We start from the raw sequence: 25,102 nt of genomic DNA on the forward strand, positions 1-25,102 counted from the left end.
CGGTCGAGGCCTTCCTGCAGCTCGGCGAGCGCTCCGTCCTCAGCTACCTCACAAAACCCCTCACCGACCAAATCGCAAAAGCATGGCGCGAAAAATAGGATTCGCGGCATCGCGCCCCGGCGCGGACCTTGCCTTGCCGGGGCGAATCCTGATAAGGGACCCGCCTTTCCGCGATGCGTCCGCTGCCATCGCCGGGGATACCGCGAGGTGCCCCCGTTCCCGATACTGAAACTTATGGGCGGCCGGGCTGCACCGCGCCGAGTCAGACCGATGAAGATTCGCAACTCGCTGAAGTCGCTCCGCGGCCGGCACCGTGACAACCAGCTCGTGCGCCGCAAGGGCCGGGTCTACGTCATCAACAAGACCCAGAAGCGCTTCAAGGCCCGCCAGGGCTGACGCTCCCGAGCCCGCCTCCGGCGGGCTCGCTGCTTTCGGAGCGCGGCAAGCGAGCGCGTTGACGGCTGTGCCCGGGGCGCACAATCTCGTCGCATGCTGCGCTTCGCATTCCTCCCGGTCGCGGGGGCGCTCCTCGCCGCGACGATCCCCGCCGAGGCCGCGCCGCCCGGCACGCTCTCACGGGCCCCCCAGGGCGAGACGCCGCCGGCCAAGCCCGCTCCGCCGGCAAGCCTCGACGAACTCTACCAACGCCTGCGCGACGCGGACGATGCCGCCGAGGCGAAGGGCATCTCCAAGCTGATCGAGCGGCGCCTCGACCGTTCCGGCAGCGCCACCGCGGACCTTCTGACCGAGCGGGCCCGGCAGGCCATGGCGGGCAAGGACTTTCCCCTCGCCGCCGAGCTGATGGACCGGGTGACCGCGCTGGAGCCGGGCTGGTCCGAGGGCTGGAACCGCCGCGCCACGATCTTCTGGCTCCTGTCGGACAAGGCCGCCGCCATCGCCGACCTGCAGCGTGCCCTGGTGCTGGAGCCGCGCCACTTCGAGGCCTGGGCCGCGCTCGGCAAGATCTATCTGTCCCTCGAGGACAAGCGGCGGGCGCTCGACGCCTTCCGCCGCGCCGCCGCGCTCTATCCCAAGATGGAGAAGCTGCAGGATTCGATCGATCGCCTCGCGCCCGACGTCGACGGCCGCGATCTCTGATGCCTGTCCTGACCGGGCTCGCAGCGCTGGTCGGCGTCGCGGCGGCGCTCGTCGGGGCGGTGCTGGGGGCCGGCGCGCTCGCGACGCTCGTGATCGCCCTTCGGGTCGAGGCCGAATACCCGCCGGCCGGTCCCTTCGCGGAGGTCGCGGGCGGGCGCCTCGCGACAATCGAGGCCGGCCCGCACCAGGGCGCGCGCGCAACGGTCGTGCTGCTGCACGGGGCGTCGGCCAACGCGTCCGACCCGATGGAGGGCGTCGGGCGAACCCTAGCCGCGCGGGGCTTCCGGGTGATCGCCTTCGACCGGCCGGGCTTCGGCTGGAGCGACCGGCTCGGCGGCGCCGAGGCCGCGGCGCCCGCCCTTCAGGGTGAGGCGATCGCGCAGGCGCTCGAACGGCTCGGCATCGGCCCCGCGATCGTTCTCGGGCATTCCTGGGCGGGCGCGCTGGCGCTCCGCATCGCCCTCGACCACCCCGAGCGGGTCGCCGGCCTCGTGCTGGTCTCCCCGGTCGCCCGGCCGTTCCCGCCGCGGGGCGAGGCGCCCTGGTACCTGCGCCTCGCGCTCCAGCCGCCGGTCGCCTGGCTCCTGAGCCGGACCCTCGGGCCGCCGGTCGGGCTCGCCTATCTCGACCGCGCCGCCCGCACGGTGTTCGCGCCCCAGCCCGTGAGCGCGGGCTACCTGGAGCGCAGCCGCGCCGCGCTCGTGCTGCGGCCCGCGACCTTGCTCGCGAACGTGCAGGACCTCGTCGGATTGCCAGCGGCCCTCGCCGAGCAGAGCCCCCGCTACGCCTCGCTCCGCGTGCCCGCCGTGATCGTGGCCGGCGAGGCCGACCCGATCGTGCGCACGGACTTCCAGGCCCGGCCGCTGGCGGAAGCGATCCCCGGCGCCCGGCTGGTGGCGCTGCCCGGGATCGGCCACATGGTGCACTACGTGGCGGCGGCGGAACTCGCGGCGGAGATGGCGCGCCTCGCCGACCGCCTCGCGGCACCGCTCCGGGCGCAGCCGGCGGGCGCCGAGGCCGCGCCGACGCCCTGACGATCGGCGCCCCGGGATGGGACCGTCATGCCTTGGCGGCGTGCTCGCGCGTGACGAAGGCGATCCGCACGAGATTCGTCGCGCCGGGCGTGCCGAAGGGAACGCCCGCCACCACGATCACGCGGTCGCCGACCTCCGCGAAGCGCTCGCGCACCGCGAACTTCGCCGCCCGGAACGCCATGTCGTCGACGTCGCTGGCATCGTTCGTGACGATCGGATGGATGCCCCAGGCGATGGCGAGGCGGCGCGCCGTCTCGCGCTTCGGCGTCAGCGCGATGACGCTGGCGTTGGGGCGCGAGCGCGCGAGGCGCAGGGCCGTCGAGCCGGAATGCGTCCAGGCCATGATCGCGTTGAGGCCGAGCGCGTCGACCATCTGGTGGGCCGCCGCCGCGATCGCGTCCGCGGCGGTCGATTCGGGATCGGAGCGCTGGGCCGTCAGGATGGTCCAGTAGAGCGCGTCCTTCTCGACCTGCTCGGCGATGCGGCTCATCATCGAGATCGCCTCGACCGGGAAGGCGCCGGACGCGCTCTCCGCCGAGAGCATCACGGCGTCCGCGCCCTCGTAGACGGCAGTCGCAACGTCGGAGACCTCGGCGCGGGTCGGGACCGGCGCAGTGATCATCGATTCGAGCATCTGGGTCGCGACGACCACGGGCTTGCCGAGGCGGCGCGCCCCGCGGGTGATGCGCTTCTGGACACCCGGAACCTGCTCGAGCGGCATCTCCACGCCGAGATCGCCGCGGGCGACCATCAGCCCGTCCGAGACCTCCATGATCTCGTCGAGGCGCGTGAGCGCCTGCGGCTTCTCGATCTTGGCCATCACGAGAGCGCGCCCGGCCGCGATCTTCTTGACCTCGGCCATATCCTCGGGCCGCTGCACGAAGGACACGGCGATCCAGTCGGCGCCGGCATTGAGCGCCGCGTCGAGGTCCGAGCGGTCCTTCTCGGTCATGGCCGGCACCGGGATCACGGTGTCGGGCAGCGAGACGCCCTTGCGGTTCGAGATGCGGCCGCCGACCTCGACGCGGGTCGCGGCGCGGCCCTCGCCCACCTCCGTCACGGTGAGGCGCAGCTTGCCGTCGTCGATGATCACGGAATGGCCGGGCTCGAGAGCGGACAGGATCTCGGGATGGGGCAGATAGACCCGGTTGACGTCGCCCGGTGCCTGATCGCTGTCGAGCACGAAGGTCGCGCCGTTCGCCAGCATGGCGCTGCCCTCCTGGAAGGCGCCGACGCGCAGCTTCGGGCCCTGCAGGTCGACCAGGATCGAGATCGGGCGGCGCGCCTCGCGCTCGATCGTGCGGATCACCTCGATCTTCTCGGGCAGCCGCTCCCTCGGCAGGTGGCTCATGTTGAGGCGGAAGACGTCGGCGCCCGCATGAAACAGCTTCGCGATCATCTCCGGCGTGTCGGAGGCCGGCCCGAGGGTTGCGACGATCTTCGTGCGGCGTGAGCGTTTCAATCCGGCCTCCATCAGGCTGCGAGAAGCCCGCCGAATTGATCGGTGTCCGGCTTGAGGGCGAGCGGCCACAAGCACCGGTGGGGGCGCCCCGTCAAGCAGGCAGCGCGCGCGGCCACGCTTTCGCGGGGTAGGTGTGCGCCGGGCGCGGGGACTCCGGGGCGGGCCCCTCTCCCGTTCGGGCCTGCCGATCCACGCATCGACGCCTGCGCAGGGCGCGACGTTGGCCCGGCCGAGACGCGTCCCGAATCCTGCACGGACGACCTCCGCGAAACGCCTAGCCCGCAGCACGGGCGAAGTGAGCTGCACATTTGCCCCGAGCTGCGCACTTGCGCCGGGCCGGTGCGACGACCGGCCGGCCCCGATCATGGCTGCGGGGCGGTTGGCTGGCTCGGATCGGTGAGCTGGATCGTCCAGCTCTTCTGCTCGCCGGTATCGACCTCGAAGAAGCCGTTGCGGTCGTAGCCGCGGGCGAGACAATCCTCGACGCCCCGGATGGTGAACTCCGAATCCTTGGTGCACATCAGCGAGCGCCCGCTCCACTCGCCCCCGCGCGTGTAGTCCACCGCGAAGACGTAGTAGAAGCGGGCCGCCAGCGCCCCCCTGAGCAGAGTCTCGCAGGCTTTCGGCGTCAGGTCCCACCAGCCCTCCGTGACCCAGCCCTGCGGGTCGCGGTAGCCGAGCGCGATTCCGACCTTGCTGGCCGTCAGGTTGCACATGCGCAGGTCCGCACGGGCCGGCCCGGCGGCCAGGCCGGCAAGCACGATGCCGCCGGCCAGGGCGGTGCTCAGGCGCGTCGCCGACAGGGCCCTAGCCCACCAGGATGATGCGGCAATCGTTGACATTGGTGCGAGTGGGACCGGGCTGGACGAGGTCGCCGATCGTCTGGAAGAAGCGGGTCGAGTCGTTGTCGGCGAGCATCGCGGCCGGATCGAGGCCGGCCGCGCGGGCGCGCGCCAGGGTCGTCGGGTCGACGAGGCCGCCGGCCGGGTCGGTCGCCTCGCCGCGGCCTCCGTCGGTGCCGTCGGTGTCGGCCGCGATGCCGGCGATGCCGGTCTCGCCGTCGAGCGCGATGGCGAGCGCGAGCGCGTATTCCTGGTTCGGACCGCCGTTGCCCTCGCCTCGGATGGTGACGGTGAGCTCGCCCCCCGAGATCAGCGCCACCTTGCGGCCGGCCGCCTTCATCTCGCGGGCGAGCCGCGCGTGCTCGGCGGCCACCTCGCGGGCCTCGCCCTCGAGGTCCGAGCCGAGCAGGATGACCTCGTAGCCCGCCTGGCGGGCCGCCGTCGCCGCGGCCTCCAGCGCGTCGACCGGCCGGGCGATGATGCGATACTCGGCCCGCGCGAAGGCCGGGTCGCCCGCCTTGGGGGTCTCGTTGGCGGGGTTGTTCAGAAGGACGCGGGCGGCGTCCGGGAGCTGGATGCCGCGCCGCTCGCAGATCGCCCGGGCGTCGGCCAGGGTCGAGGGGTCGGGCACGGTCGGGCCGGAGGCGATCACGGCCGGATCGTCGAAGGGCACGTCCGAGATCGCCAGCGTCAGGAGCGAGCGGGCGTTCCTGGCCGCCACGGCAAGCCGGCCGCCCTTGATGCGCGAGATGTGCTTGCGCACGGTGTTGATCTCGCCGATCGGCGCACCCGAGCGCAGCAAAGCTTTGGTGATCGCCTGCTTCTCGGGCAGGGTCAAGTCGCCCGCGGGCGCGATCCAGTTGGCCGAGCCGCCGCCCGAGAGCAGCACCAGCACCTCGTCCTCCGGGCCCGCCTGCCCGGCGATGCGCAGCGTCTCCTTGGTGGCCTCGATGCCGGCGGCGTCCGGCACGGGATGTCCGGCCTCGACCATGCGGATCAGCGGCGCCTCCTCGCCGTAGCCGTGGCGGGCGACCGCGAGTCCGACGATGCGGTCCGCGCCGAGACCGTGCTCCTCGCGGTAGAAGCGGCTCGCCACCGCCGCCATGCTCCCGCCGGCCTTGCCGGCGCCCAGGATGATGAGACGCCCCGGCGCGGGCGGCGGCAGGTGGGCGGGCAGGCACTTCACCGGATGGGCCGCCGCGATGGCCTCGTCGAGGAAGCCGCTGAGCAGCCGGCGAAGGTCGTTGGCCTGCGCGTCCGGCACGGTGACGGGCGGGGGGGCGCTGGGGGCGCTGGGGGCGCTCATGGGGTGCTTCCTCGGACGTTCTATCCTGTGTCTCGTGCGTCCTCGCCCTCGCGCCCGCGTTAGCGAGGGGAGGGCGACGGGCCGGATTGTTGCCGTGAGCGCACGATCCTTGATACGTGCTCTGCCCGAGCCTCGACTGATCGGCAAGCTTGAAACGAACCGGACCCCGCATGCCCGTCTCGCCACCGCCCCATCCCGTCGAGACGGTTCCCGGCGATCCCGCCTGCGGCGTGCTGATCCTGTGCGACCACGCCTCGAACCACGTGCCGGAGGATCTCGATCTCGGCGTGCCGGAGGCGGAATTCGCCCGACACATCGCCTACGACATCGGGGCGGCGGGCGTGACGCGCCGTCTCGCGCAGGAACTCGGCGCGCCCGCGATCCTGACCCGCTTCTCGCGGCTCATCATCGACCCGAACCGTGGCCGTGCCGACCCGACTCTGGTGATGCGCCTCTCGGACGGGGCCGTGGTGCCGGGCAACGCCCGCATCGACGAGGCCGGCCGGGCGGAACGCATCGCCCGCTTCTACGACCCCTTCGACCGGGCGATCGACGACGCCGTCGCGGCGGCCGAAGCGGCGGGGGCGGCGCCCGCCATCGTGACGATCCACAGCTTCACGCCCTACTGGCGCGGGGTCGCCCGACCCTGGCAGGTCGGCATCCTGTACGATCGCGACGACCGCCTCAGCGTGCCGCTGATCGCGGGCCTGCGCGCCGACCCGGCCGGGCTGACGGTCGGCGACAACGAGCCCTACGGCGGAGGCCTGCCCGGCGACACGATCGACCGGCACGCCACCGCCCGTGACCTTCCGAACGCCCTCGTCGAGATCCGGCAGGATCTGATCGCCGGGGAGGGCGGCCAGATCGAGTGGGCCTCGCGCTTCGCGCGGCTGCTGCGACCCCTGCTCGGGACCCCCGCTTGACGCGGGGCGTCCGGCCGCCGACCTCAGCGGGACGGCTCTTCAGAAGGAACTTTCCATGAACGCGATCGATCCCAGGACGCAGACCGAGCTCGAGGCCGCCGTCTTCCGCCGCCTCGTCGCCCATCTGCGCAGCCGCACCGACGTGCAGAACATCGACCTGATGAATCTCGCGGGCTTCTGCCGAAACTGCCTGTCGAACTGGCTGAAGGACGCCGCCGACGAGCGCGGGCTGCCTCTCGGCAAGGACGAGAGCCGCGAGCAGATCTACGGCATGCCCTATTCGGAGTGGAAGGCGAAGCACCAGGAGGAGGCGAGCCCCGAGCAGCGGGCCGCCTTCGCCAAGGCGCAGGCCGAGCCGCACTGAGGCGCGGCCGGCCGCTTGGCCGAGGCCCTTGGCCGAGGCCCTTGGCCGAGGCCCTTGGCCGAGGCCCCCTCGGGCCGCCTGGCCGGGTCAATCTCCCGGTAAGGTTGCTGGATTACGAACCGCGCCAGGGCGCATCGCGATGCGCCGCGCCAATCAAGGGAATCGCACCATGGCTGCCTCCGCCGCCCCCGCCGTCGACCCGTCCTCGGTCGCGGCCGACCAGCTCAAGAGCTTCATCGAGCGCATCGAGCGCCTAGAGGAGGAGAAGGCCGGCCTCGCGGGCGACATCAAGGACGTCTACGCCGAGGCGAAGGGAACCGGATTCGACACCAAGGCCCTGCGCAAGATCATCTCGCTGCGCAAGAAGGATCACGCCGAGCGCCAGGAGGAGGAGGCGATCCTCGAGCTCTACATGCAGGCGCTCGGGATGGCGTAGCGCGCGTCCCGCCGAGGGAACGCCGGCCCGCGCCGGCGCGCATCCGGGTGCGCGCGGCCTCAGCCCCGCTGCAAGCCGGCATCCTCGCGCGCCAGCGCCCGCCATTTCAGGACGAGGCGCTCGAAGGCGGCGATGTCGCCGGGATCGAGGCGGCCGAGGGTGCGGGCCACGTAGGCCTCCTGCGCGGCGATGCCCCGGGAGGCGAGGGCGGCGCCGGCCGGGGTCAGGTGCAGGGCGTGCGAGCGCCGGTCGCCCGGAATCGCGCGCCGCTCCACGAGCCCGGCCTCGACGAGCCGGTCGATCAGGCCGGAGACGTTGCCCTTGGTGACGTAGAGCCGGGCGGCGAGTTCCTGCTGGGTCAGGCCCTCCCGCTCGGTCAGCGTCGAGAGCACGTCGAATTGCGGGATCGAGAGGCCGACCTCGCGCAGCTCCGCGCCGACCGCGGCCGAGACCCAGCGGTTCAGCCGGATGAACCGGAACCAGACCCGCAGCGGGTCGACGGGTTCCGGCTCGGAGCTCGGCGGCGGGGTGATGGCTTGCGGACGCGACATCGTGGAGCGAGCCTATAGCAGACTGGCGGCCCTCGGGCAGCGGGTCCGGGACATGCAACTGTGGGTCGAGCCGCGCAAGGTGGCGTCCGGCGGCGCCGGGCTGTACAGCTTGTCGGCTTTCCCTGCCGCGACCGCGTTCCCGGACCGATCATCGCATCATGCGTCGCCTGCTCATCGAGGAACCCGTCACCCGCGCCGGCGCCCTCTCGCGCCGCTTTGCCTGGTTCTCCGCCCTCGTCACGGGCATCGCCCTCCTGCTCGTGCGCGATCCGCGGGCGGAGGCCGGGCCGGCGCTCGCGACCCTGGGAGCGGGCCTCGTCATCGCGGTGCTGGCGCTCATGCTCGCGGGCTTCGCCTTCGTGCGGGTCTGGCGGGAGGGCGCGCGCGGGCTCGGCGCGGCGCTCGGTGGCCTGTTCCTCGCCCTCGTGGTGCTGGCCTATCCGGCCTATGCGGGCCTGCGGGGCCTGCGGCTGCCGGCCATCGCCGACGTCACCACGGATGTGGACAACCCGCCCGCCTTCTCGCGCTCGCGGGTGGCCTTCGCGGCCCGGAACGGGCGCTATCCGCCCGATCCGGGCCCGGCCGCCCGCGAGAAGCAGCGCGGCGCCTACCCGCAGATCGCGCCGCTGACCCTCGACATCGATACCGACCAGGCCTTCGAGCTCGCCCGCAAGGCGGCCGTGAACCGGCGCTGGCAGATCGTGGAGGCGATCCGCCCGGGCGGGCGCATCGGCAACGGCCGGATCGAGGCGGTGGCCCGCAGCCTCGTCCTGAACCTGCCCGACGACGTCACCGTGCGGGTGCGCCCCCGCGCCGACGGCGCCCGCATCGACGTGCGCTCGGCCTCGCGGCTCGGCACCCGCGACTTCGGAACCAACGCCGACCGCATCCGCTCCTACCTCGACGAGGTCGCCAATCTCGCCATCGCGGTGAAGTGAGCGGCGCGGCCGGACGCTTGGGTCCGCCGCCATGGCCGCCGGCCCGGCGCGAGGCAACGCGGCCCAGGCAGGATCGGCGCGCGCTCTGATCGCCAAACCGGCAGCCACTTCGGCGGAAAGCGCGCTAGGCGGCGATGCCGGGCCGGTAGCGGCCGTCGAGCCGGGCCGGACCGTCGGTCAGCACGAGCCCGCGCTCCACGAGGTCCTCGAGATGCGCGAAGACCGACAGCGCCGCCGCCCCCATCAGGACCGGGTTCAAGCCCTGATAGATCGCCTCGACGATGCCCCGGATGTCCGCGTCGCCCGCCGAGACCCGGGCGCGGATCGCGGTCTCGCGCTGGCGGCGATGGGCCGCGAGCCCGCGCACGAAGCGGCGGGGTTCGCGCACCGGCCCGCCATGGCCCGGCCAGTAGATCGTCTCCGGCCGGTCGCGCAGCTTCTCGAGGGAATCCAGGTAGGCGCGCATCGAGCCGTCGGGCGGCGCGACGATGCTGGTAGACCACGCCATCACGTGATCGCCCGAGAATAGCGCCTCCTCCTCAGGCAGCGCGAAGGCGAGATGGTTCATGGTGTGGCCGGGAGTCTCGACCGCGACGAGCGTCCAGCCAGGCCCCGCGAGCGCGTCGCCCTCGCGCAGCTCGCGGTCGGGCGCGTGCGCGCGGTCGGCGCTCGCATCGAGGATCGGCAGCTCGCCCGCGGCGAGCGAGCGGGCCGCCCGGTGCGGGCCGCAGCCGAGGATCGGGGCCCCCGTCCGCGCCGCCAGCAGACGCGCGCCCGGCGAGTGGTCGCGGTGGGTGTGGGTGACTACGATCGCCTCGACCGTCTCGCCGTCGAGATCGGCGAGCAGCGCCTCGACATGGCCGGCATCCTCCGGTCCCGGGTCGATCACGGCGACGCGGCCGCGCCCGACCACGTAGCTGCAGGTGCCGCTCGCCGTGAACGGGCTCGGGTTCGGCGCGATCCGGCGACGGATCAGCGGAGTCAGGCTCTCGATCGCGCCCGGCGCAGGCATGGCGGGCTCGAAATCGGGCTCGGTCCCGGCATCGGGCTCGTTCGTGTCGGCGTTCATGACGGCGGTCCCGGCTCCCCCACGCGCCGGCCCGGCGCGGCGGCCGAACGGCAGGGCCGGCCTACGACATCGCCGCCGTGCCGACAACGCGGGCGCCGGCGCCAGCCTGCCGCGCTCAGCGCAGATAGGGCGAGGGCGCCACGATCCGCACCGGCGCGAAGCCCGCCGTGCCGGTCCGCCCGAGCCCCGCGAAGCCCGGACCCGCCGCGGCGACCCGGACGATGCCGCCCCGATCTGCCGCCCGCATCGCCCGGCGGAAGGCCCGGACCTCCGCCTCGCGCCGCAGGGCGCCGACCCGCTCCTCGATGGCGCCGCTCCGCGCCCGCGGCAGGGCGCCGACCGCGCGGTAATCGGTCAGGGCAACCGAGCCGGGGCGGATGCGGGTGACCACCTCGGCGCTGTCCTGCGTCGCCACGACGTCGCCCCGGCGCAGGGTGAGGTCCTGGACGATCGGGAGCGGCGGGGCACCGCCGGGCGGCTGGCAGGAGCAATCGGCCACCCGGCGCTGCCGATAGACGTTGGCGAAGGCGGCGGCCCGGTAGGGGTGCCCCTCGAGGCTCACGGCGCGCTCGAGCTCGGTCTCGCCGGCGGGCAGGGAGTAGAGGCTGGTGGCGGCGCCGGGGCAGGCCGCCGCGCAGGCCGCCCGGTGGACCGGGATGTCGGCCCGCGCCCCGAGAGTCCCGAGCGGGAACAGGTATCCGTCGCAGCTGCGCACGCAGACCGTGCGGGGGCCGAGGGAAGCGACCGTCGCCGCCGGAGCACGGCGCCTTGCCACACGGCGCCGCAGCGGCGACGGGGCCGCGAGATCGACGAGGCGGCGCGGCGTGTGGGGAATGGCCCGGGGCAGGCCCGCCCGCCGCGCATCGGGCAGGTTCGCGTAATGCGCGGGCCGGCGCGGAGGCGGTACGGTCGCGGGCGGGGGTGGCGGCCGGAACAGGTCTTCGAGGAAGCCGAACAGGCCGTTGCGCTCGGAGGCGTGGACGAGGCTCGTGCCGATCGTGACGCTGCCCATGCCGAGGATGAGGCCGGCCAGCGCCGTGCCGATCATCTGCCGGCGGGTCCCGCCCAATGCGACGAGCCGGCGCCAGTGCGCGCTGAAAGCCATCCATTCCCCCGCAATCGGGCTTCGTCCCGCCGGACATTCACGAACTGCCCATCGGACGAGGCTGGGCGCGGGCGACCTAAGCAAGGCCGATCGGCGCGGACAATTGCGGAAGACAACGGATATTCTAGTTGTGACCGGATCTCGTCGCGTCTTCGCGCCGACGCACCGATCGATACTGGCCCCGTCGCGCTCTCGAACGACCGGATGATCAGTCTGCAGCCATGAAAAAGCCGCCCGGGCGGGCGGCTCGCAGGGCTGATCCCGGGCGTGACGCCGGGCGGGGCCGTTCCGCCGGTCAGCGGCGGCCGGATTGCGGCTGGCGGCGCGCCCGGACCGGGATCGGCACCGGCTGCGGTCGCGGCACCGGGAGCAGGTTCTCGAAAAGCCGGCCGATGCCTCCGATCGCCGCCTCGGCGGCGCCGGTGAAACCCTTGGCCACGAAACCCTTGGCCACGAAACCCTTGGCAACGAGACGCTTGGCAACGGTGAAGCGCTTGGCGGTCGCGGCGGCTTTGTCTCTCATCACGGAACTCGCGTTCAGGGGATGCCAACGAACGCCGAGCCGGGCCCGAACGTTCCGGCGGATCGAGGGTCACCCTGCAGATGGGATGCGGGCCGGCGCATCGTCAGGGGCGCGGTCGATGGGTCGCAGCACCGGCTCGTGGGCCCGCAAGACGGTCGCACAGGGTTCGGGGGGCGGGTCTCGGTCGGGCGCGGTTCGCCAAGGCCCGTGTGGAGAGGCCCCGTGTGGAGAGGCCCCGTGCAGGGAGGTCCCGTGCGGGGAGGGGCGCGGCGCGGAACAGGACACGGGGCCGCCCGCGGCCTCGGCCGGAATCCCGGGACGCGCCAGGCAGGCCCCGGGCAGGCGCCCGTGAAGCGTACGGTCCCGCGAACACAGGAACAGCTGCAGAGGAACCGAACCGAAACCTTGACGTTATTGCCTTCAGAAGGTGACGGCTTAGCCCGCACCGCACTTCTGGAAGGATCACGCAAATGCTCGGTTGGGCCGTAACGTTTCTTGTGGTGGCCCTCGTGGCTGCTCTCCTGGGCTTCGGCGGCATCGCCGGCACCGCGATGGAAGCCGCGAAGCTCGTGTTCTTCGTCGCCATCGTGCTCTTCGCGATCTCGGCCGTGATCGGCCTGATGCGCGGCCGCTCGCCGACGCTCTAGTCTCGGATGAACCCGGGCCCGCGCGAGGATCGCCGGTGGCCCCGACGGTGAAAGGCCGCCACGCCGATCGGCGGGGCGGCCTTCGCCGGATGCGGCGGGCGTGGGGCGTCAGGCTTTGTCGGGTCCGCCGGTATCGAGCCGCGCGATCAGATCGCGGAAGCGGTCCGGCACGGGCTGCTGCACGATCGAGTCGTACATGGCGCGCAGATGCGTGCCGAGGCGCCGCTGCGTCTGCTCGCTCAGGGTGCGCCGGCCGACCGGCGCCGCCTCGTCGTCGCCCCGGATGTCCTCGTTCGCGGACGGCTCACCCCGATCCCGCCTGAGCGCAGCCCGAGACGCGCCTCCCGGGCGGAGGTCGCCGGCCTTCCCATCGTTCGTCATCCAAAGGTCCCCTGATGCCGGCCGTCGGCATCACCGCGATTGTTTTGCGGCTTGACATACGTCATGGCTGCTGCAGCAACGCCGTGCCACAGAAACGGTTCCGCCGCTTCCGGAACGGAGTCGGGCGAACCGCGTTGGGGCGGAAGCTACCAGAAGAACGGCAAGGCCGAGGGGATCTTATGTCGACATCTCAACTCGTCGTGCAGCACCTGCCGTATCTGCGCCGCTACGCGCGCGCGCTGACGGGCAGCCAGGTGGCCGGCGACGCTTATGTGGCTGCGACGCTCGAGACTCTGGTGAACGAGCCCGAGACGCTCGGACGCAGCTCCAACGTGAAGGCCGACCTGTTCCGGGTCTTCACGAGCATCTGGAATTCCCTGTCGGTCAACGGCCAGAGCGAGCAGGTGCAGCACGACCTGCCGGCGGAGGTGCGCCTCGGCCAGATCACGCCGCTGCCGCGCCAGGCCTTCCTGCTCTCCTGCCTCGAAGGCTTCTCGGAGGAGGATGCGGCCATCATCCTCGATGTCGACGTGTCGGAAGTCCGCGACCTCGTGGACGAGGCCGGCCGCGAGCTCGCCGCCGACATGGCGACCGACATCCTCATCATCGAGGACGAGCCGCTGATCGCGATGGATCTCGAGGCGCTCGTCGAGGGGCTCGGCCACAACGTCATCGGCGTCGCCCGCACTCGCACCGAGGCCATCAAGATCGCCTCGGAGGGCAAGCGCCCGGGCCTTATCCTGGCCGACATCCAGCTCGCCGACGGGTCGTCGGGCCTCGACGCCGTCAACGACCTCCTCAAGACCTTCGAAGTGCCGGTGATCTTCATCACCGCCTATCCCGAGCGCTTCCTCACCGGCGAGCGGCCCGAGCCCGCCTTCCTGATCGCCAAGCCCTTCCAGCCCGCCAACGTCTCGGCGGTGATCAGCCAGGCGCTGTTCTTCCAGCAGAGCGCGCGTCGCCGTGAGGCCAAGACGGCTTGAGGACGGCCTGAGCCAGAGACCGCCGCGCGGCGGTACTTCGAAACGGGAAGGGCCCCGGCGGCAGCGCCGGGGCCCTTCCCGTTTTCGGCGCGGCCAGCGCGGCGCGGACAAGAAAAAACGGGCCGGATGGGTTCCGACCCGTTCGAAGGTTCCGGCCAATGCACAAGGGGAATGCGGGGAGGACCAGGTGGCCGGGTGTCATGCTAACGGGCGGCGCCCCCCGCAGTTCCGCCGCGCCTCGCTTTTTCCTGGCTTTGCGTCTTTCGTGTCACACTCCGAGGTGTGGATGGCCGTGGACGGCGCCGGCGAGCGTGCGCAACTGCACGCCCGAATACAGTTCTGAGCGCAAGCGAGGCAGTAAGGAACCGTTATCCCGCTCCGGGCGTTGTTCCGACATCCTGTCAAGCTCCCATGGGAGATCGCGAAGATGCTTCGGTCTGGCTTGATCCTCGGCATGAGTGGACCGGCTGCGATCCTCGCCCTTCTCGTCCAACCGATGGTCCGCCACACTGCCGACGTGTGGACGAGCCCCGCCGTCCTGACGCTTCCCGCGGCCTCGCTGCCGGCGCCGGCGCCCCTGCCGGGCATGCGGCCCGTCTCGATCGCCCTGAGCCCGACCCGTGTTGCCACCGTGTCGCGCCCGTCCGAGCGCCCGGCCGCGGTCGCCAACCAGCCCTCGTCCGAGCTCGGCGAGAAGCCGGCCCTCAAGCCCCGCCGCACCATGCGCGAGGGCTGCGAGGGCGCCCTCAGCTCCCTGGTCGGCCCGGAAGCGCGCCGCATGGTGCCGGGACGCTGCATCTCCTGAGCCGTCGCGCGGGCGCTAGGCCCAACAAGAAAGCCCTCCTGCAGGCGCGGGAGGGCTTTCTTGTTGGGCCATCGGCCCGTCCGCGGTGGTGACGCGTGCCCGACTGGCAGGCAGCGCCACCGACCCGGTCCTACTCAGCCCCGCCGCGCCCCGTTCCGGTGGACTGGCCGCCCTTGCGGCCCGCGGAGGATGCGAGTTCGCGATCCTGCGAGAAGGAGCGCTTCTCGGCCGGGACGCTGCGTCCGCCCTTGCTAGCGATTTCCCGCTGGCGTTCGAGATCCATGGACGCGAAACCTCGCTTCGAGGTCGAATTTCCAGATGCCATCAGCGCCTCCTCAGGCTTTGTCTCACACCCGGAACAACCTTCACCAATAACCGATGGTTCCTCTGCTCAGCCGGCGTCGTGGATCCGGGCAACCTCGCCCCCGACGACGCGTTGAGCGGGCAGTCGAGCGATCCGGATAGTGTGATCGCGCTGCGCCGGAGAACGAGGCACCATGACGAACCGCGAGATGGCCAAAGGTGCGGTCGAGGCGGGACGAGCGGAGGCGCCGCGGCCGAACACGACGCCGCTGCCGCCGATGCCGGCCCCCGAGGACAGTCCGACGCCGACCACCGACCGCGAGCCGATCGACTCGCCGCAGCCCAATGCCAGCGCCAAGCGCGCCCCGCCGGACGCGCGCCGGCCCGGCCTCGGCACCGAGCGCACGTGAGGCGCGAGCCTCAGGCCCGGTGCCCCTGCCGGCCGAGCAGGACGATGCCGAGCGCGATGGCCAGCACCGTCAGCAGGGCGGCCGCGGCGAGGATGCGCCGGATCAGCGGCGTGTAGATGCCGCGGGCGGCGTCGAAGCCGTAGCACAGGAGGGCGATCCGGTCGCCGAGACCGCCGGTGCGGCCCTCGCCCGCCTCGACGAGGGCGAGGCGCAGGTCGCGCCCGGTGAGCGCCAGCGGCGAGAGCACGCGCGCGACGCGTCCCTCCGGCGTCAGCAGCAGCGCGGCGGCGGGATGCGCGAAGCTGTCGGTGTCGCGGTCGTAGGCGAAGCCGTAGCCGAGCGCCCGGGTCAGCCGCGTCACCGCGCCCTCGTCGCCGACGAGCGCCCGCGTCCCCGCGGCGAGCGCCGGAACCCCGAGCTCCCGCTCGAGCATGCGGCGGGCGGCCGCCGCGTCGTCGCGCGGGTCGATCCCGACGAGGACGAGGCTGTAATCCCGCCCCGCCGCGAGGCCCGTCGCCGCGAGCGCCGCGCCCGCCATCGCGAGCATCGGGTCGCAGACGTTGCCGCAGGTATAGTCCACCGGCAGAAGCAGGGTCGGGCGGCCGCCGATCGCCTCGGCGAGCGCGACGCTCCGGCCCGAGCCCGCATCCTCGAACGCCGCGTCGAGGGGTGCCCGCGCGCCGGGCGCGGGCGTCAGCGCCGCGGCCGCGAGTTCGTGCGGGTTCAGGCGGGCGGCGGCCGGGCTCGCCCAGAGGCAGGCCGAGACGAGAGCGGCGCAGGCGAGCCGCGCGCCCGAACGCGGGCCTGGGCCCGCGACGAGGCTGGACAAGGCGCGCGAGACCCGCATGCTCACGCGAGCGACCCCGTCGGGGCCGGCGCCTGCCGCGGTGCCGCGTGTTTCGGAGCCCATCCATGACCCTCGATACCGAGGTCTCGTCCTTACGGCAGGTGCCGCTGTTTCGCGAGGTCGAACCGTCGCGGCTCAAGCTCCTGGCCTTCACGAGCGAGCGCGTCCATTTCGAGCCGGGCCAGCGCTTCTTCGCGCGCGGCGACGTGGCGGACGCGGCCTACCTGATCCTGGAGGGCAGCGCCTCCGTATCGATCGAGGGCGCGCAGGGACCGTTCCGCCTGGCGCTCCTGACGGCCAACGCGCTCGTCGGCGAGATGGGCATCCTGGCCGATCAGCCGCGCTCGGCCACCGTGACCGCCGAGAGCGCCACGACCGCCCTGCGCATCGACCGCGGGGTGTTCCTCGAATTGCTGGCGCAGTTCCCGCAGATCAGCATCGCGGTCATGCGCGAGCTCGCCCTGCGTCTCGAGCAGACGAACCAGGCCCTCGCCCAGAGCCGGGCCTGACCCGCGCTCAGGCGGACGGGTAGGTGATGAACTCCATGAGCGAGCCGTCGGGATCGCGGAAATAGACGCTCACGCCCTCGCCCGCCGCGCCGTGGCGCTGCACGGGCCCGCGCTCGACCGGCACGCCGTGCAGGGCGAGGTGCGTCATCGCCTCCTCGATCGTGCCCGACCAGCGGAAGCACAGGTCGCTGCCGCCCGGCATCACCGGGACGGCGGCGCGGGGCTCGCCGACCTGATCCGGCCCGTGCACGTTCAGCTGCACGCCGCCGAAGCGGTAGACGTAGCCGCGCTTGAACGGGATCGCCTCGGCGCCGAGCACGTCGCGGTAGAAGGCCGTCGAGCGCTCCCAGTCCGAGACGTGGATGACGCAATGGTCGAGGTGGATCGCCGGGCGGAGCACCGGCCCGGGGCCCTCCGCGGCCTCCACCGGCAAGGTCTGGGTATCGGCCATGGGCCCCTCGTTCGATGCCGAAAGCCCCGGATCATGCCCCGATCCGGCGAGGCGCCCGAGAGCAAAATCATCTCACCTTCGCGAAGCGCCGCGGGGGCGAGAGCGCTTCCGGCCCTGCTGCGGCGCAAAAGTCACACAGAAACCGGCGCCGAGCGGGTAGTCAGGGCGGCAATCGAGACGAACCGGAGAATGGTGAGGAACCATGACGATCCGCCGGATCCTGATCGCCGCGATGCTGATCGCACCGCTCGCCGCCTGCAACCAGCGCGGGCCGATCAACGTGGCCGCCGACGATGATTCGGCCTGGTACATCGGCACCATGCCGGACAAGCCCTACGACGTGCCGCTCGTCGACACGTCGCGGCTCGACCCGAAGTACCGGCGCCGGACCGTGGCCTATGCCGGCCCGGAGCGCCCGGGCACTATCGTGGTCGACATCGACCAGCGCCAGCTCGCCCTGGTGCAGGAGGGCGGCACGGCCGTGCAGTACGGCGTCGGCGTGGGCAAGCTCGGCTTCTCCTGGAAGGGCGAGGCCCGCGTCGGCCGCAAGGGCGTCTGGCCCGACTGGAGCCCGACCACCACGATGGTCTCGCTCAACCCGGACCTGCCGCGGACCCGCAAGGGCGGCCTCGACAACCCGCTCGGGGCGCGGGCCCTCTACCTATACCAGGGCAACCGCGACATCCTGTTCCGCATCCACGGCACCAACGAGCCCTGGAGCATCGGCGAGCAGATGTCCTCGGGCTGCATCCGCATGCTCAACGAGGACATCGTGGACCTCTACGAGCGCGTGCCGGTCGGCGCCACCGTGCTGGTGAAGCGCAACGGCCGTTACCGGGCGTGATCCCGCGTGAGGGCGGCCGGCGCGCCGGCCCGCCCCGCTCCCCGGAGCCCTCGCCATGACCATCACGATCGCCAAGCTGCAGCCGATCCTCGCCATCGCGGCGGGGATCCTGATCCTGCTTCGCCCGCAGCTCCTTCACTATATCGTTGCCGCCTACCTGATCCTCGTCGGGTTGATTGGCCTCGGCGTCTTCCGCGCTCTATCTTGACGATACCGGGCCGCCTCGCGGCCGGACGCCGCCGGCCCGGCGGTGACAGGATGCGGGGAGCGTCACTTTCCGCGCAGCGCGCAGCGGTGCCGTTCATCTTGCGTTGCGGCAAGAGATGGTCCACCCCGCCGCCACGAACTCGGGGCTGTCACAAACCTGCGAAGTGGACGGAATCGATATGGCGACCGACGGCACGACGAAGTGGGTCTACTCCTTCGGCGACGGCAAGGCCGAGGGCAAGTCCCAGATGCGCAACTTGCTCGGTGGCAAGGGCGCGAACCTCGCCGAGATGTCCAACCTCGGGCTCCCCGTGCCGCCCGGCTTCACCATCACCACCGAAGTCTGCACCTATTATTACGACCACGGCAAGCAATACCCGCCTGAGTTGAAGGATCAGGTCCAGGCGGCGCTTGCCCAGGTCGGTAGGCTGACGGGCAAGACCTTCGGCGACGCCGAGAGCCCGCTCCTCGTCTCGGTGCGCTCGGGCGCCCGCGCCTCGATGCCCGGCATGATGGACACGGTGCTCAACCTCGGCCTCAACGACGAGACCGTCGAGGCGCTCGCCCGCGGCGCCGGCGACCCGCGCTTCGCCTACGATTCCTATCGCCGCTTCATCACCATGTACTCGAACGTGGTGCTGGGCGTGGAGCACCATGCCTTCGAGGAGGCGCTGGAGCACTACAAGGAGCAGAAGGGCCTCACCCTCGACACCGATCTCGGGGCCGGCGACTGGAAGCAGCTCGTCGCGACCTACAAGGAGATCGTGCGCGCCGAGCACGGCTCGGACTTCCCGCAGAAGCCCGAGGACCAGCTCTGGGGCGCGATCGGCGCCGTATTCAACTCGTGGATGATCCCGCGCGCCAAAAAGTACCGCGAATTGAACAGTATTCCGGAAAGCTGGGGCACCGCCGTCAACGTGCAGGCGATGGTGTTCGGCAATATGGGCGACACGTCGGCCACCGGCGTCGCCTTCACCCGCAACCCGTCCACCGGCGAGAAGGCCCTCTACGGCGAGTTCCTGATCAACGCCCAGGGCGAGGACGTCGTGGCGGGCATCCGCACGCCGCAGGACATCACCGAGAAGGCCCGGCTCGAGGCCAAGAGCGAGAAGCCCTCGATGGAGCGGGCGATGCCCGAGAGCTTCGCCGAGCTGACGCGGATCTACGGGATCCTCGAGAACCATTACCGCGACATGCAGGACATGGAGTTCACCATCGAGAGCGGGAAGCTCTGGATGCTCCAGACCCGCAACGGCAAGCGCACCGCCAAGGCCGCGCTGAAGATCGCGGTCGACCTCGCGAGCGAGGGTCTCATCACCCACGAGGAGGCGGTGGGGCGCGTCGAGCCCGCGGCCCTCGACCAGCTGCTGCACCCGACCATCGACCCCAAGGCCGACCGCAAGGTGATCGCCTCGGGCCTGCCCGCCTCGCCCGGCGCCGCCACCGGCGAGATCGTATTCAACTCCGAGGATGCCGAAGCCTGCAAGAAGGCCGAGCGCCGGTGCATCCTCGTGCGCATCGAGACGTCGCCTGAGGACATCCACGGCATGCACGCCGCCGAGGGCATCCTCACCACGCGCGGCGGGATGACGAGCCACGCGGCCGTGGTGGCCCGCGGCATGGGAAAGCCCTGCGTGTCCGGCGTCGGCTCGATCCGCATCGACTACAAGGCCAGGACCCTCTCGGTCGGCGGCGTCACGCTCAAGGCCGGCGACCGCATCACCGTCGACGGCTCGACGGGGCAGGTGCTCCAGGGCGAGGTGAAGATGCTGGAGCCGGAGCTGTCGGGCGACTTCGCGACGCTGATGGAATGGGCCGACACGGTCCGCACCATGAAGGTGCGCACCAACGCCGACACCCCGACCGACGCGCGCACCGCCCGCAACTTCGGCGCCGAGGGGATCGGGCTCTGCCGCACCGAGCACATGTTCTTCGAGGGCGACCGCATCGTGGCGGTGCGGGAGATGATCCTCTCGGACGACGCGGAGGGCCGCCGGCACGCGCTCGCCAAGATCCTGCCCTACCAGCGCCAGGACTTCCTGGAGCTGTTCACGATCATGTCGGGCCTGCCGGTCACGATCCGCCTGCTCGACCCGCCGCTGCACGAATTCCTGCCCCACACCGACGCGGAGGTGGCGGAGGTGGCGGCCGGCACGGGCGTGAGCGAGGACAAGCTGCGCCACCGCATGCGGGAGCTCAGCGAGTTCAACCCGATGCTGGGCTTCCGCGGCTGCCGCCTCGCCATCGCCTTCCCGGAGATCGCCGAGATGCAGGCCCGCGCGATCTTCGAGGCCGCCGTGCAGGCCGCCAAGGACACGGGCGAGCCCGTGACCCCCGAGGTGATGGTGCCGCTCGTCTTCACGAAGGCCGAGTTCGACATCGTCAAGGCGCGCATCGATGCCATGGCGAAGGCGGTCTCCGATGAGACCGGCGCCACCGTTGCCTATCAGGTGGGCACGATGATCGAGCTGCCGCGCGCGGCGCTCCGCGCCAACGAGATCGCCGAGACCGCGGAGTTCTTCTCCTTCGGCACCAACGACCTCACGCAGACCGCGCTCGGCATCTCCCGCGACGATGCCGGCACGTTCCTCGGCGCCTACACCCAGAAGGGCATCCTGGCGGCCGACCCCTTCGTCACCATCGATCAGGAGGGCGTGGGCGAGCTCGTGCGCATCGGCGCCGAGCGCGGGCGCAGCGTGCGCTCGGACCTCAAGCTCGGCATCTGCGGCGAGCACGGCGGCGACCCGGCCTCGATCGGCTTCTGCCAGGAGGTCGGGCTCGATTACGTCTCCTGCTCGCCCTACCGCGTGCCGATCGCCCGCCTCGCCGCCGCCCAGGCGGCCCTCGGCGCGAAGGCGGCCGGCGAGGGCTGAGGGGGCCTCAACGGGCGCTTCAGCTCGCCCGCACGGGAGAGCCCGTCGCGCCCGTCCCGGCACCCGCCCGGACCGCCGTCAACACTCCGTGAACCAGAGTGAAAAAGACCGTTCGGAAAATTCCCGCGGAACGTCGAACCAGTGTCACGGCGGCACGTTAGGTGCTAGTGGCGGACCAATGCGCGAGGCGCGCGGCCCGGTCCGTCCGGGCGTCTGTCACTCGCGGGAACGCCGGCCATGAACGACCCGAGCCCGACCCCCCTCTACATCGGTGAAAGCCCCGTCGCCGTCCCGATCCCGCGGGCCTTCGTGAAGGCCTATCTCTGGGTGCTTGCCGGATTCGGCGGCGCCGCGACGGCCGCTCTCCTGGTCTTCGCGGTGGCGACCCAGAGCAGCTCCGAGGCTGAGCGGATCGCGGGCGCGCGGTCGAGCGGAAGCTCCTACATCGGCACGCTGGTCTCGGCCTTCGCCGCCCAGCACGGCCGCAAGGCCTACTAGCCCCGATCTCAGCGCAGCCCGGGGACCGGCCGCGTTGCCGAGCCGGAGAAGCGCGAGGCGCCGAGCTCGTCGCCGGGGCTGTGGCGGGTGAAGCGCGTCGCGACCGTGCCGGCCGGCTGCGCGACGAGCGCGTCCGGCGCCGCGTCCGGCTGGGGCCGGGCGAGCGAGACGCGGACCGGAGCCGCGCGGCTCGCCGGCGCCGCGCCGGGATTGTCCGAGACCGCATCGAACAGGGCGCGCAGCTGCGCCTTGGAATCGGCATCGGCCGGGATGAGGGCGGCCGTCCTCGGCGGGGCATTCCCCGGCGCCGGCGCGCGCCCGGGCTCGGACAAAGCGGCGTTCGCCATGCCGACCCCGCCGAGACCGGCGAGCTGAACCGGGCGCGGCGGCGGCAGCGGCATGGCGAGGGCGGCCGCGACCGCGGCGAACTCGGCCGGACGGCGCGGCGGCAGCGGAGCGGCGGCGTCGGGCTTCGCCTCCGCCTTGGCGGGCGCCTCGGCGGTGAGGAGGCTCTGGGCGTCGCGCCCGTTCTGGCGCAGGAGCGAGCCGCGCAGGGCCTGGTCGGCGGCCGGCGCGGCGTAGGCGAGCGCCCGCTGCGTGCCGATCGTGTCCTCGGGATCGGCGCTGGCCACCGCGACGACGGGCTTGGCCCTGGCGGGCGCCGGAGCGGCGGCCGGGACCTCGCGCGCGCCGCCGCCGAACAGGCCCGCGAAGAAGTTCTTGAGGCTCGGGCCGTCATCCTCGTCGGCCTGCGCCACCGCCGTGTAGCCCTGCACCGTGCCGCCGCGGGCGAGCACCTCGGCGCGCGCCTCCTCGTAGCGGGCGAGCGGCCGGTTGTCGGAGGGCAGGTGCACGGTCTTGCCGTCGGGGAAGAGACGCGCGAGCTGGTCGTGGGTCATGCGCGGCCAGGAGCGGACCGAGCCGACGTCGAGATGCACGAAGGGCGAGCCCGAATGCGGGTACCAGCCGACGCCGCCCCGCTGCAGCCGCATGCCGACCGCCCGGATCTGGTCGATCGAGACGTCGGGCAGGTAGAAGTCCATCGCCTTGCCGAGCATGTGCTGGCTGAACTCGGCGACCGCCCGGGAGCGGCGGCGCAGCATCGCGTTGGTGCCGGGGCTGCGATAGGCGGAGACGATGTGGATCGCCTCGGAGGAGCCGAGCTGCCTGTAGGCCTCCCAAACCGTGTCGAACAGGCGGGGATCCATCTTGGTCGGCTCGTCGGTGCGCCAGTCGCGCAGGAGCCGGTTCAGCTGCTCCAGGGCGGAGCGGTCGTAGCGCCCGTCGCGCCGGAAGGTGACCGTGGCGCTTTCCTTGGTGTGGGTGTGGAAGATCGTCAGCGAGCGGGTGTCGCCGTTGGCGACCGCGTCCTGCGTGCCCGTGGTGCCTGCCATCAGCGCCAGGGCGACGGCCGGCAGGGCGAGGCCGAGGCGGCGGGCGGTGAGCGGTCGGAGGCGGTCGCGGACGGCGCGGAGATAGGGGTGGGCCGGTCCCGGCCCGTCTCGCAGCAGCCTACGCACGATGGTCCTCACCCTCTGCCACAACCCGCGCGCGACGCGGGCGTCATGGTGAACGCAAGGTTGCCGAAAACCGTAAAAGCCGGGTTATCGGGTCCTCAGGCTGAACACCGCCGCGCGAGAACGGCTAAGGCGCAACCGTGGCGAAAAATGGCCCGCAAGAGCGCAGACGCACGCCGCCGCACGGGCGCGGCCACGGTTTCGCCAGGAAGCGTACGGGCGCGGCCTTGCCTACCACCAGCCGCGGGAGGCCGAGGGCGGGCGCGGCGTCCAGAGGCCGGGCTCTCCGAACTCGGCCGGCCCGACGCCGGCTGCCCGCACGGTGCGGCGGGCCTGGCGGTGGACCGCGACGGGCTTCTGGGCCCGCGGCATCTCGGCGACCTTGCGCTTCGGCTCGCTCGGCGCGTGCGCCACCGCCGGCGCGCCGCCCGGAAGCCCGAGCGCCGCGCGCATGCGCGCGTCGTAGCCGTAGAGGTCCGGCAGGGTGCGGTAGGCGCCGTGATCGTCGATATAGGCCGTGAAGTAGGCCAGATGCACCGGCAGCTTCTCGGTGAGCCGGATGGTGCGCTCGCCCTTGCCGATCAGCCCCTTCAGCCGCTCGCTCGACCACGCATCGGGCAGCACCGAATCGGCGAAGCGGAACGGGTCGTCGACGCGCACGCAGCCGTGGCTCAGCGCCCGGCGCGCGGAGGCGAACAGGGTGCGGTTCGGCGTGTCGTGCAGGTAGACCGCGTGGTTGTTCGGGAACATGAACTTGATGAAGCCGAGCGCGTTGCGCTCCCCCGGCGGCTGGCGCACCGAGATGGTGTTGCCGTGGCGGACCACCTGGTAGCCGCGCCGCGCCGCGTAGTTCGGGTCGCGCGCCAGCCCGGGGAGGAACTCGTTCTTGAGGATCGAGGGCGGCACGTTCCAGGACGGGTTCACCACCGCGTATTCCATCAGGCCCGAGAAGAGCGGCGTCGGCGATTCGGGCTTGCCGACGATCACCCGGGTCTCGTCGCGCACGCTCCCCCCGCGCAGGACGCGCAGGCGGAATTCCGGGATGTTGACCATCACGTAGTCGCGCCCGAGCTCCCGCGGCAGCCAGCGCCAGCGCTCCATGTTGACGAGGAGGAGCGCCTCGTCGCCGCCGACCGCGGCCGGTGCCGACGCGGGCCGCCGCTCGCGGAGGGCTGCGAGGCGCGCCTTCAGGGCCTGGTAGCCCCCTTCCTGCGGGTTGTAGCGCTGCAGCAGGTCGCCGGCCTCCGCCCCGGCCGCGGCGAGCGGGCCGAGCACGGTCTCGGGGGGCGGCAGGTCGAGGGCCGGCGTGATCAGCCTGGACAGGCCCGCGAGGTTGATGCGCCCGCCGCGGGCGTCGCGTGCGTAGAGCGCCGCCGCCGCCGAGAGCTTGACGTCGGCCTCGGCGATCTCGGCCTCGCTGTCGGGCCGGCTCAGCACGCCGAGGACCGGGACCGGGTAGGCGGCGGGATCGAGCCCGTCCTCGCCGGCCCTGCCGAGGCGGGCGGCGACCGCCCGCGCGGCGGGCGTGAAGCGGCCGTCGACGATCCAGACGGGCCGGAACGCGCCGAGCGCGTAGAAGGCCTGGATCGCCTCGCGCTCCCGCGTGGTCAGGCGGGGGAGGAGCGGGATCGCGGCCGAGAGCCGCGCCGCCACGGCCGCCGCCAGCGGATCGGCCGGGACCGGGGCGGGCGCCTCCGCCACGGGCGCGGCCTCGGAGGCGGGCGCCTGCACGGTGGGTGCCTGCGCGGTCGGCGCGTCGGGTGCCGGCAATTCGGCCGTCGCGGGCTCCGACCCGTCGGCGTCGGGCTTTGCCGGATCGGCTTCGACGGCTCCGGACCTCGCGGGCTCGGCGGCAGGCTTCGACGCCTCGTCCGCCGGCGCCGCGTCCGCCGGCAGCCCGGCCGCCGGCCCAGCGGGATCGGTGGCGCCGACCGTCTCGGGATCGGCGGCCGCCGTCGCGTTATCCTCAGCTCCGGCCGCCCGCGGCGCGTCCTGTCCGATCCCCGCCGCGTGCGGGGCGGGTTCGTCGGGCACCCGCGTCCCGCCGGCCCCCGCCTCGGTGACCGGCAGATCGGTCGGCCCGGCCTGCGCGTGCACGAGCGTCGCATGGGCGACGGATCCGGCCAGCAGAGCGGCCAGGGCGACGGTGGCGGAGCGCGAGACGCCCATATGTCTG

General features: G+C 72.5%; 29 protein-coding genes. 16 read left to right on the forward strand and 13 right to left on the reverse strand.

Annotated elements, in window-relative coordinates; translation table 11 throughout:
* Positions 1-270: 270 nt before the first annotated feature.
* From ykgO to WDW90_RS09615, 3 genes are all read left to right on the forward strand, one after another.
* Positions 271-396 carry a type B 50S ribosomal protein L36 gene (gene ykgO, locus WDW90_RS09605; RefSeq protein ID WP_003601867.1) on the forward strand — a complete coding sequence of 42 codons (126 nt, stop codon included), beginning with the start codon at positions 271-273 and terminating at the stop codon, positions 394-396.
* A gap of 93 nt (positions 397-489) precedes the next feature.
* Positions 490-1,098, forward strand: a complete 609-nt coding sequence (locus tag WDW90_RS09610; protein WP_336487168.1) for a tetratricopeptide repeat protein — start codon at positions 490-492, stop codon at positions 1,096-1,098.
* Positions 1,098-2,132: an alpha/beta hydrolase gene (locus WDW90_RS09615; protein ID WP_336487169.1), complete on the forward strand. Its 1,035-nt coding sequence runs from the start codon at positions 1,098-1,100 to the stop codon at positions 2,130-2,132. The genes WDW90_RS09610 and WDW90_RS09615 overlap by 1 nt, the downstream gene beginning before the upstream one ends.
* A gap of 25 nt (positions 2,133-2,157) precedes the next feature.
* Here the strand turns inward: WDW90_RS09615 and pyk are convergent, their stop codons facing one another.
* From pyk to WDW90_RS09630, 3 genes are all read right to left on the reverse strand, one after another.
* Complete coding sequence (pyk, locus tag WDW90_RS09620; protein ID WP_336487170.1) at positions 2,158-3,594, reverse strand: pyruvate kinase; 1,437 nt, start codon at positions 3,592-3,594, stop codon at positions 2,158-2,160.
* A 362-nt stretch (positions 3,595-3,956) separates the two neighbouring features.
* Positions 3,957-4,436 (reverse strand): DUF1036 domain-containing protein, encoded by a 480-nt coding sequence (locus WDW90_RS09625; RefSeq protein ID WP_336487171.1) that lies wholly within the window; start codon positions 4,434-4,436, stop codon positions 3,957-3,959.
* Positions 4,402-5,742 carry a glycerate kinase type-2 family protein gene (locus tag WDW90_RS09630; protein ID WP_336487172.1) on the reverse strand — a complete coding sequence of 447 codons (1,341 nt, stop codon included), beginning with the start codon at positions 5,740-5,742 and terminating at the stop codon, positions 4,402-4,404. The genes WDW90_RS09625 and WDW90_RS09630 overlap by 35 nt, the downstream gene beginning before the upstream one ends.
* Positions 5,743-5,912: 170 nt before the next feature.
* Between WDW90_RS09630 and WDW90_RS09635 the strand changes: the two genes are divergently transcribed.
* The 3 genes from WDW90_RS09635 (at position 5,913) to WDW90_RS09645 (ending at position 7,465) form a co-directional block, all read left to right on the forward strand.
* Positions 5,913-6,665, forward strand: coding sequence for an N-formylglutamate amidohydrolase (locus WDW90_RS09635; RefSeq protein WP_336487173.1), 753 nt, complete (start codon positions 5,913-5,915; stop codon positions 6,663-6,665).
* A 55-nt stretch (positions 6,666-6,720) separates the two neighbouring features.
* The gene (locus WDW90_RS09640; protein ID WP_336487174.1) at positions 6,721-7,029 is read left to right on the forward strand and encodes a DUF1244 domain-containing protein; all 309 of its coding nucleotides are present in this window, start codon (positions 6,721-6,723) and stop codon (positions 7,027-7,029) included.
* A 169-nt stretch (positions 7,030-7,198) separates the two neighbouring features.
* Positions 7,199-7,465, forward strand: a complete 267-nt coding sequence (locus WDW90_RS09645) for a DUF2312 domain-containing protein (protein WP_336487175.1) — start codon at positions 7,199-7,201, stop codon at positions 7,463-7,465.
* Between the two features lie 59 nt (positions 7,466-7,524).
* On the opposite strand, the gene WDW90_RS09650 is transcribed toward WDW90_RS09645, so the two are convergent.
* A complete protein-coding gene (locus WDW90_RS09650) occupies positions 7,525-8,016 on the reverse strand; it encodes a MarR family winged helix-turn-helix transcriptional regulator (protein WP_336487176.1) in 492 nt (163 codons plus the stop codon).
* 158 nt (positions 8,017-8,174) lie between these two features.
* Between WDW90_RS09650 and WDW90_RS09655 the strand changes: the two genes are divergently transcribed.
* Positions 8,175-8,954 (forward strand): DUF1499 domain-containing protein, encoded by a 780-nt coding sequence (locus WDW90_RS09655; RefSeq protein ID WP_336487177.1) that lies wholly within the window; start codon positions 8,175-8,177, stop codon positions 8,952-8,954.
* A gap of 124 nt (positions 8,955-9,078) precedes the next feature.
* On the opposite strand, the gene WDW90_RS09660 is transcribed toward WDW90_RS09655, so the two are convergent.
* The 3 genes from WDW90_RS09660 to WDW90_RS09670 form a co-directional block, all read right to left on the reverse strand.
* Complete coding sequence (locus tag WDW90_RS09660) at positions 9,079-10,023, reverse strand: MBL fold metallo-hydrolase (RefSeq protein WP_431311008.1); 945 nt, start codon at positions 10,021-10,023, stop codon at positions 9,079-9,081.
* A 115-nt stretch (positions 10,024-10,138) separates the two neighbouring features.
* Complete coding sequence (locus tag WDW90_RS09665) at positions 10,139-11,128, reverse strand: DUF2865 domain-containing protein (RefSeq protein WP_336487178.1); 990 nt, start codon at positions 11,126-11,128, stop codon at positions 10,139-10,141.
* 295 nt (positions 11,129-11,423) lie between these two features.
* Positions 11,424-11,651, reverse strand: a complete 228-nt coding sequence (locus WDW90_RS09670) for a hypothetical protein (RefSeq protein WP_336487179.1) — start codon at positions 11,649-11,651, stop codon at positions 11,424-11,426.
* 470 nt (positions 11,652-12,121) lie between these two features.
* Here WDW90_RS09670 and WDW90_RS09675 point away from each other — a divergent pair, with 470 nt between their 5' ends.
* Positions 12,122-12,298, forward strand: a complete 177-nt coding sequence (locus WDW90_RS09675; RefSeq protein ID WP_003599466.1) for a DUF1328 domain-containing protein — start codon at positions 12,122-12,124, stop codon at positions 12,296-12,298.
* A 108-nt stretch (positions 12,299-12,406) separates the two neighbouring features.
* On the opposite strand, the gene WDW90_RS09680 is transcribed toward WDW90_RS09675, so the two are convergent.
* Positions 12,407-12,679 (reverse strand): NepR family anti-sigma factor, encoded by a 273-nt coding sequence (locus tag WDW90_RS09680; RefSeq protein ID WP_336487180.1) that lies wholly within the window; start codon positions 12,677-12,679, stop codon positions 12,407-12,409.
* Positions 12,680-12,858: 179 nt separating this feature from the next.
* Here WDW90_RS09680 and WDW90_RS09685 point away from each other — a divergent pair, with 179 nt between their 5' ends.
* The gene (locus WDW90_RS09685) at positions 12,859-13,662 is read left to right on the forward strand and encodes a response regulator (protein ID WP_336487181.1); all 804 of its coding nucleotides are present in this window, start codon (positions 12,859-12,861) and stop codon (positions 13,660-13,662) included.
* 454 nt (positions 13,663-14,116) lie between these two features.
* Positions 14,117-14,467, forward strand: a complete 351-nt coding sequence (locus WDW90_RS09690) for a hypothetical protein (RefSeq protein ID WP_336487182.1) — start codon at positions 14,117-14,119, stop codon at positions 14,465-14,467.
* A 130-nt stretch (positions 14,468-14,597) separates the two neighbouring features.
* On the opposite strand, the gene WDW90_RS09695 is transcribed toward WDW90_RS09690, so the two are convergent.
* Positions 14,598-14,792, reverse strand: a complete 195-nt coding sequence (locus WDW90_RS09695) for a con-10 family general stress protein (protein ID WP_147027425.1) — start codon at positions 14,790-14,792, stop codon at positions 14,598-14,600.
* A gap of 172 nt (positions 14,793-14,964) precedes the next feature.
* Between WDW90_RS09695 and WDW90_RS09700 the strand changes: the two genes are divergently transcribed.
* Positions 14,965-15,180, forward strand: a complete 216-nt coding sequence (locus WDW90_RS09700) for a hypothetical protein (RefSeq protein WP_336487183.1) — start codon at positions 14,965-14,967, stop codon at positions 15,178-15,180.
* Between the two features lie 10 nt (positions 15,181-15,190).
* Here WDW90_RS09700 and WDW90_RS09705 read toward each other — a convergent pair whose 3' ends face one another.
* Complete coding sequence (locus tag WDW90_RS09705; protein ID WP_336487184.1) at positions 15,191-16,090, reverse strand: SCO family protein; 900 nt, start codon at positions 16,088-16,090, stop codon at positions 15,191-15,193.
* A gap of 2 nt (positions 16,091-16,092) precedes the next feature.
* Here WDW90_RS09705 and WDW90_RS09710 point away from each other — a divergent pair, with 2 nt between their 5' ends.
* The gene (locus WDW90_RS09710; protein ID WP_336487185.1) at positions 16,093-16,536 is read left to right on the forward strand and encodes a Crp/Fnr family transcriptional regulator; all 444 of its coding nucleotides are present in this window, start codon (positions 16,093-16,095) and stop codon (positions 16,534-16,536) included.
* Positions 16,537-16,543: 7 nt separating this feature from the next.
* On the opposite strand, the gene WDW90_RS09715 is transcribed toward WDW90_RS09710, so the two are convergent.
* Positions 16,544-16,987: a VOC family protein gene (locus WDW90_RS09715; protein ID WP_336487186.1), complete on the reverse strand. Its 444-nt coding sequence runs from the start codon at positions 16,985-16,987 to the stop codon at positions 16,544-16,546.
* Positions 16,988-17,189: 202 nt separating this feature from the next.
* Here WDW90_RS09715 and WDW90_RS09720 point away from each other — a divergent pair, with 202 nt between their 5' ends.
* From WDW90_RS09720 to WDW90_RS09735, 4 genes are all read left to right on the forward strand, one after another.
* On the forward strand, positions 17,190-17,831 hold the full coding sequence (locus WDW90_RS09720; RefSeq protein ID WP_336487187.1) for a L,D-transpeptidase: 642 nt from the start codon (positions 17,190-17,192) through the stop codon (positions 17,829-17,831).
* Between the two features lie 55 nt (positions 17,832-17,886).
* Entirely contained in the window at positions 17,887-18,039 is a 153-nt protein-coding gene (locus WDW90_RS09725; protein ID WP_336487188.1) for a DUF3096 domain-containing protein, read from the forward strand.
* 178 nt (positions 18,040-18,217) lie between these two features.
* Positions 18,218-20,911, forward strand: a complete 2,694-nt coding sequence (ppdK, locus tag WDW90_RS09730) for a pyruvate, phosphate dikinase (protein WP_336487189.1) — start codon at positions 18,218-18,220, stop codon at positions 20,909-20,911.
* A 237-nt stretch (positions 20,912-21,148) separates the two neighbouring features.
* The gene (locus WDW90_RS09735) at positions 21,149-21,409 is read left to right on the forward strand and encodes a hypothetical protein (RefSeq protein WP_336487190.1); all 261 of its coding nucleotides are present in this window, start codon (positions 21,149-21,151) and stop codon (positions 21,407-21,409) included.
* A gap of 8 nt (positions 21,410-21,417) precedes the next feature.
* Here the strand turns inward: WDW90_RS09735 and WDW90_RS09740 are convergent, their stop codons facing one another.
* Complete coding sequence (locus WDW90_RS09740) at positions 21,418-22,929, reverse strand: peptidoglycan L,D-endopeptidase MepK (RefSeq protein ID WP_431311009.1); 1,512 nt, start codon at positions 22,927-22,929, stop codon at positions 21,418-21,420.
* Between the two features lie 228 nt (positions 22,930-23,157).
* The gene (locus WDW90_RS09745; RefSeq protein WP_336487191.1) at positions 23,158-25,095 is read right to left on the reverse strand and encodes a L,D-transpeptidase family protein; all 1,938 of its coding nucleotides are present in this window, start codon (positions 25,093-25,095) and stop codon (positions 23,158-23,160) included.
* Positions 25,096-25,102: the final 7 nt, after the last annotated feature.

Source organism: Methylobacterium nigriterrae (genome assembly GCF_037106235.1).
GTDB classification, from domain to species: Bacteria; Pseudomonadota; Alphaproteobacteria; order Rhizobiales; family Beijerinckiaceae; genus Methylobacterium; species Methylobacterium nigriterrae.

Bases quoted from the DNA above. Each gene is read 5' to 3' on its own strand.
- ykgO (WP_003601867.1), top strand. From the start codon at position 271: ATGAAGATTCGCAACTCGCTGAAGTCGCTCCGCGGCCGGCACCGTGAC.
- WDW90_RS09610 (WP_336487168.1), top strand. From the start codon at position 490: ATGCTGCGCTTCGCATTCCTCCCGGTCGCGGGGGCGCTCCTCGCCGCG.
- WDW90_RS09615 (WP_336487169.1), top strand. From the start codon at position 1,098: ATGCCTGTCCTGACCGGGCTCGCAGCGCTGGTCGGCGTCGCGGCGGCG.
- WDW90_RS09625 (WP_336487171.1), bottom strand. From the start codon at position 4,436: ATGTCAACGATTGCCGCATCATCCTGGTGGGCTAGGGCCCTGTCGGCG.
- WDW90_RS09630 (WP_336487172.1), bottom strand. From the start codon at position 5,742: ATGAGCGCCCCCAGCGCCCCCAGCGCCCCCCCGCCCGTCACCGTGCCG.
- WDW90_RS09635 (WP_336487173.1), top strand. From the start codon at position 5,913: ATGCCCGTCTCGCCACCGCCCCATCCCGTCGAGACGGTTCCCGGCGAT.
- WDW90_RS09640 (WP_336487174.1), top strand. From the start codon at position 6,721: ATGAACGCGATCGATCCCAGGACGCAGACCGAGCTCGAGGCCGCCGTC.
- WDW90_RS09645 (WP_336487175.1), top strand. From the start codon at position 7,199: ATGGCTGCCTCCGCCGCCCCCGCCGTCGACCCGTCCTCGGTCGCGGCC.
- WDW90_RS09650 (WP_336487176.1), bottom strand. From the start codon at position 8,016: ATGTCGCGTCCGCAAGCCATCACCCCGCCGCCGAGCTCCGAGCCGGAA.
- WDW90_RS09655 (WP_336487177.1), top strand. From the start codon at position 8,175: ATGCGTCGCCTGCTCATCGAGGAACCCGTCACCCGCGCCGGCGCCCTC.
- WDW90_RS09660 (WP_431311008.1), bottom strand. From the start codon at position 10,023: ATGAACGCCGACACGAACGAGCCCGATGCCGGGACCGAGCCCGATTTC.
- WDW90_RS09665 (WP_336487178.1), bottom strand. From the start codon at position 11,128: ATGGCTTTCAGCGCGCACTGGCGCCGGCTCGTCGCATTGGGCGGGACC.
- WDW90_RS09670 (WP_336487179.1), bottom strand. From the start codon at position 11,651: ATGAGAGACAAAGCCGCCGCGACCGCCAAGCGCTTCACCGTTGCCAAG.
- WDW90_RS09675 (WP_003599466.1), top strand. From the start codon at position 12,122: ATGCTCGGTTGGGCCGTAACGTTTCTTGTGGTGGCCCTCGTGGCTGCT.
- WDW90_RS09680 (WP_336487180.1), bottom strand. From the start codon at position 12,679: ATGACGAACGATGGGAAGGCCGGCGACCTCCGCCCGGGAGGCGCGTCT.
- WDW90_RS09685 (WP_336487181.1), top strand. From the start codon at position 12,859: ATGTCGACATCTCAACTCGTCGTGCAGCACCTGCCGTATCTGCGCCGC.
- WDW90_RS09690 (WP_336487182.1), top strand. From the start codon at position 14,117: ATGAGTGGACCGGCTGCGATCCTCGCCCTTCTCGTCCAACCGATGGTC.
- WDW90_RS09695 (WP_147027425.1), bottom strand. From the start codon at position 14,792: ATGGCATCTGGAAATTCGACCTCGAAGCGAGGTTTCGCGTCCATGGAT.
- WDW90_RS09700 (WP_336487183.1), top strand. From the start codon at position 14,965: ATGACGAACCGCGAGATGGCCAAAGGTGCGGTCGAGGCGGGACGAGCG.
- WDW90_RS09705 (WP_336487184.1), bottom strand. From the start codon at position 16,090: ATGGGCTCCGAAACACGCGGCACCGCGGCAGGCGCCGGCCCCGACGGG.
- WDW90_RS09710 (WP_336487185.1), top strand. From the start codon at position 16,093: ATGACCCTCGATACCGAGGTCTCGTCCTTACGGCAGGTGCCGCTGTTT.
- WDW90_RS09715 (WP_336487186.1), bottom strand. From the start codon at position 16,987: ATGGCCGATACCCAGACCTTGCCGGTGGAGGCCGCGGAGGGCCCCGGG.
- WDW90_RS09720 (WP_336487187.1), top strand. From the start codon at position 17,190: ATGACGATCCGCCGGATCCTGATCGCCGCGATGCTGATCGCACCGCTC.
- WDW90_RS09725 (WP_336487188.1), top strand. From the start codon at position 17,887: ATGACCATCACGATCGCCAAGCTGCAGCCGATCCTCGCCATCGCGGCG.
- ppdK (WP_336487189.1), top strand. From the start codon at position 18,218: ATGGCGACCGACGGCACGACGAAGTGGGTCTACTCCTTCGGCGACGGC.
- WDW90_RS09735 (WP_336487190.1), top strand. From the start codon at position 21,149: ATGAACGACCCGAGCCCGACCCCCCTCTACATCGGTGAAAGCCCCGTC.
- WDW90_RS09745 (WP_336487191.1), bottom strand. From the start codon at position 25,095: ATGGGCGTCTCGCGCTCCGCCACCGTCGCCCTGGCCGCTCTGCTGGCC.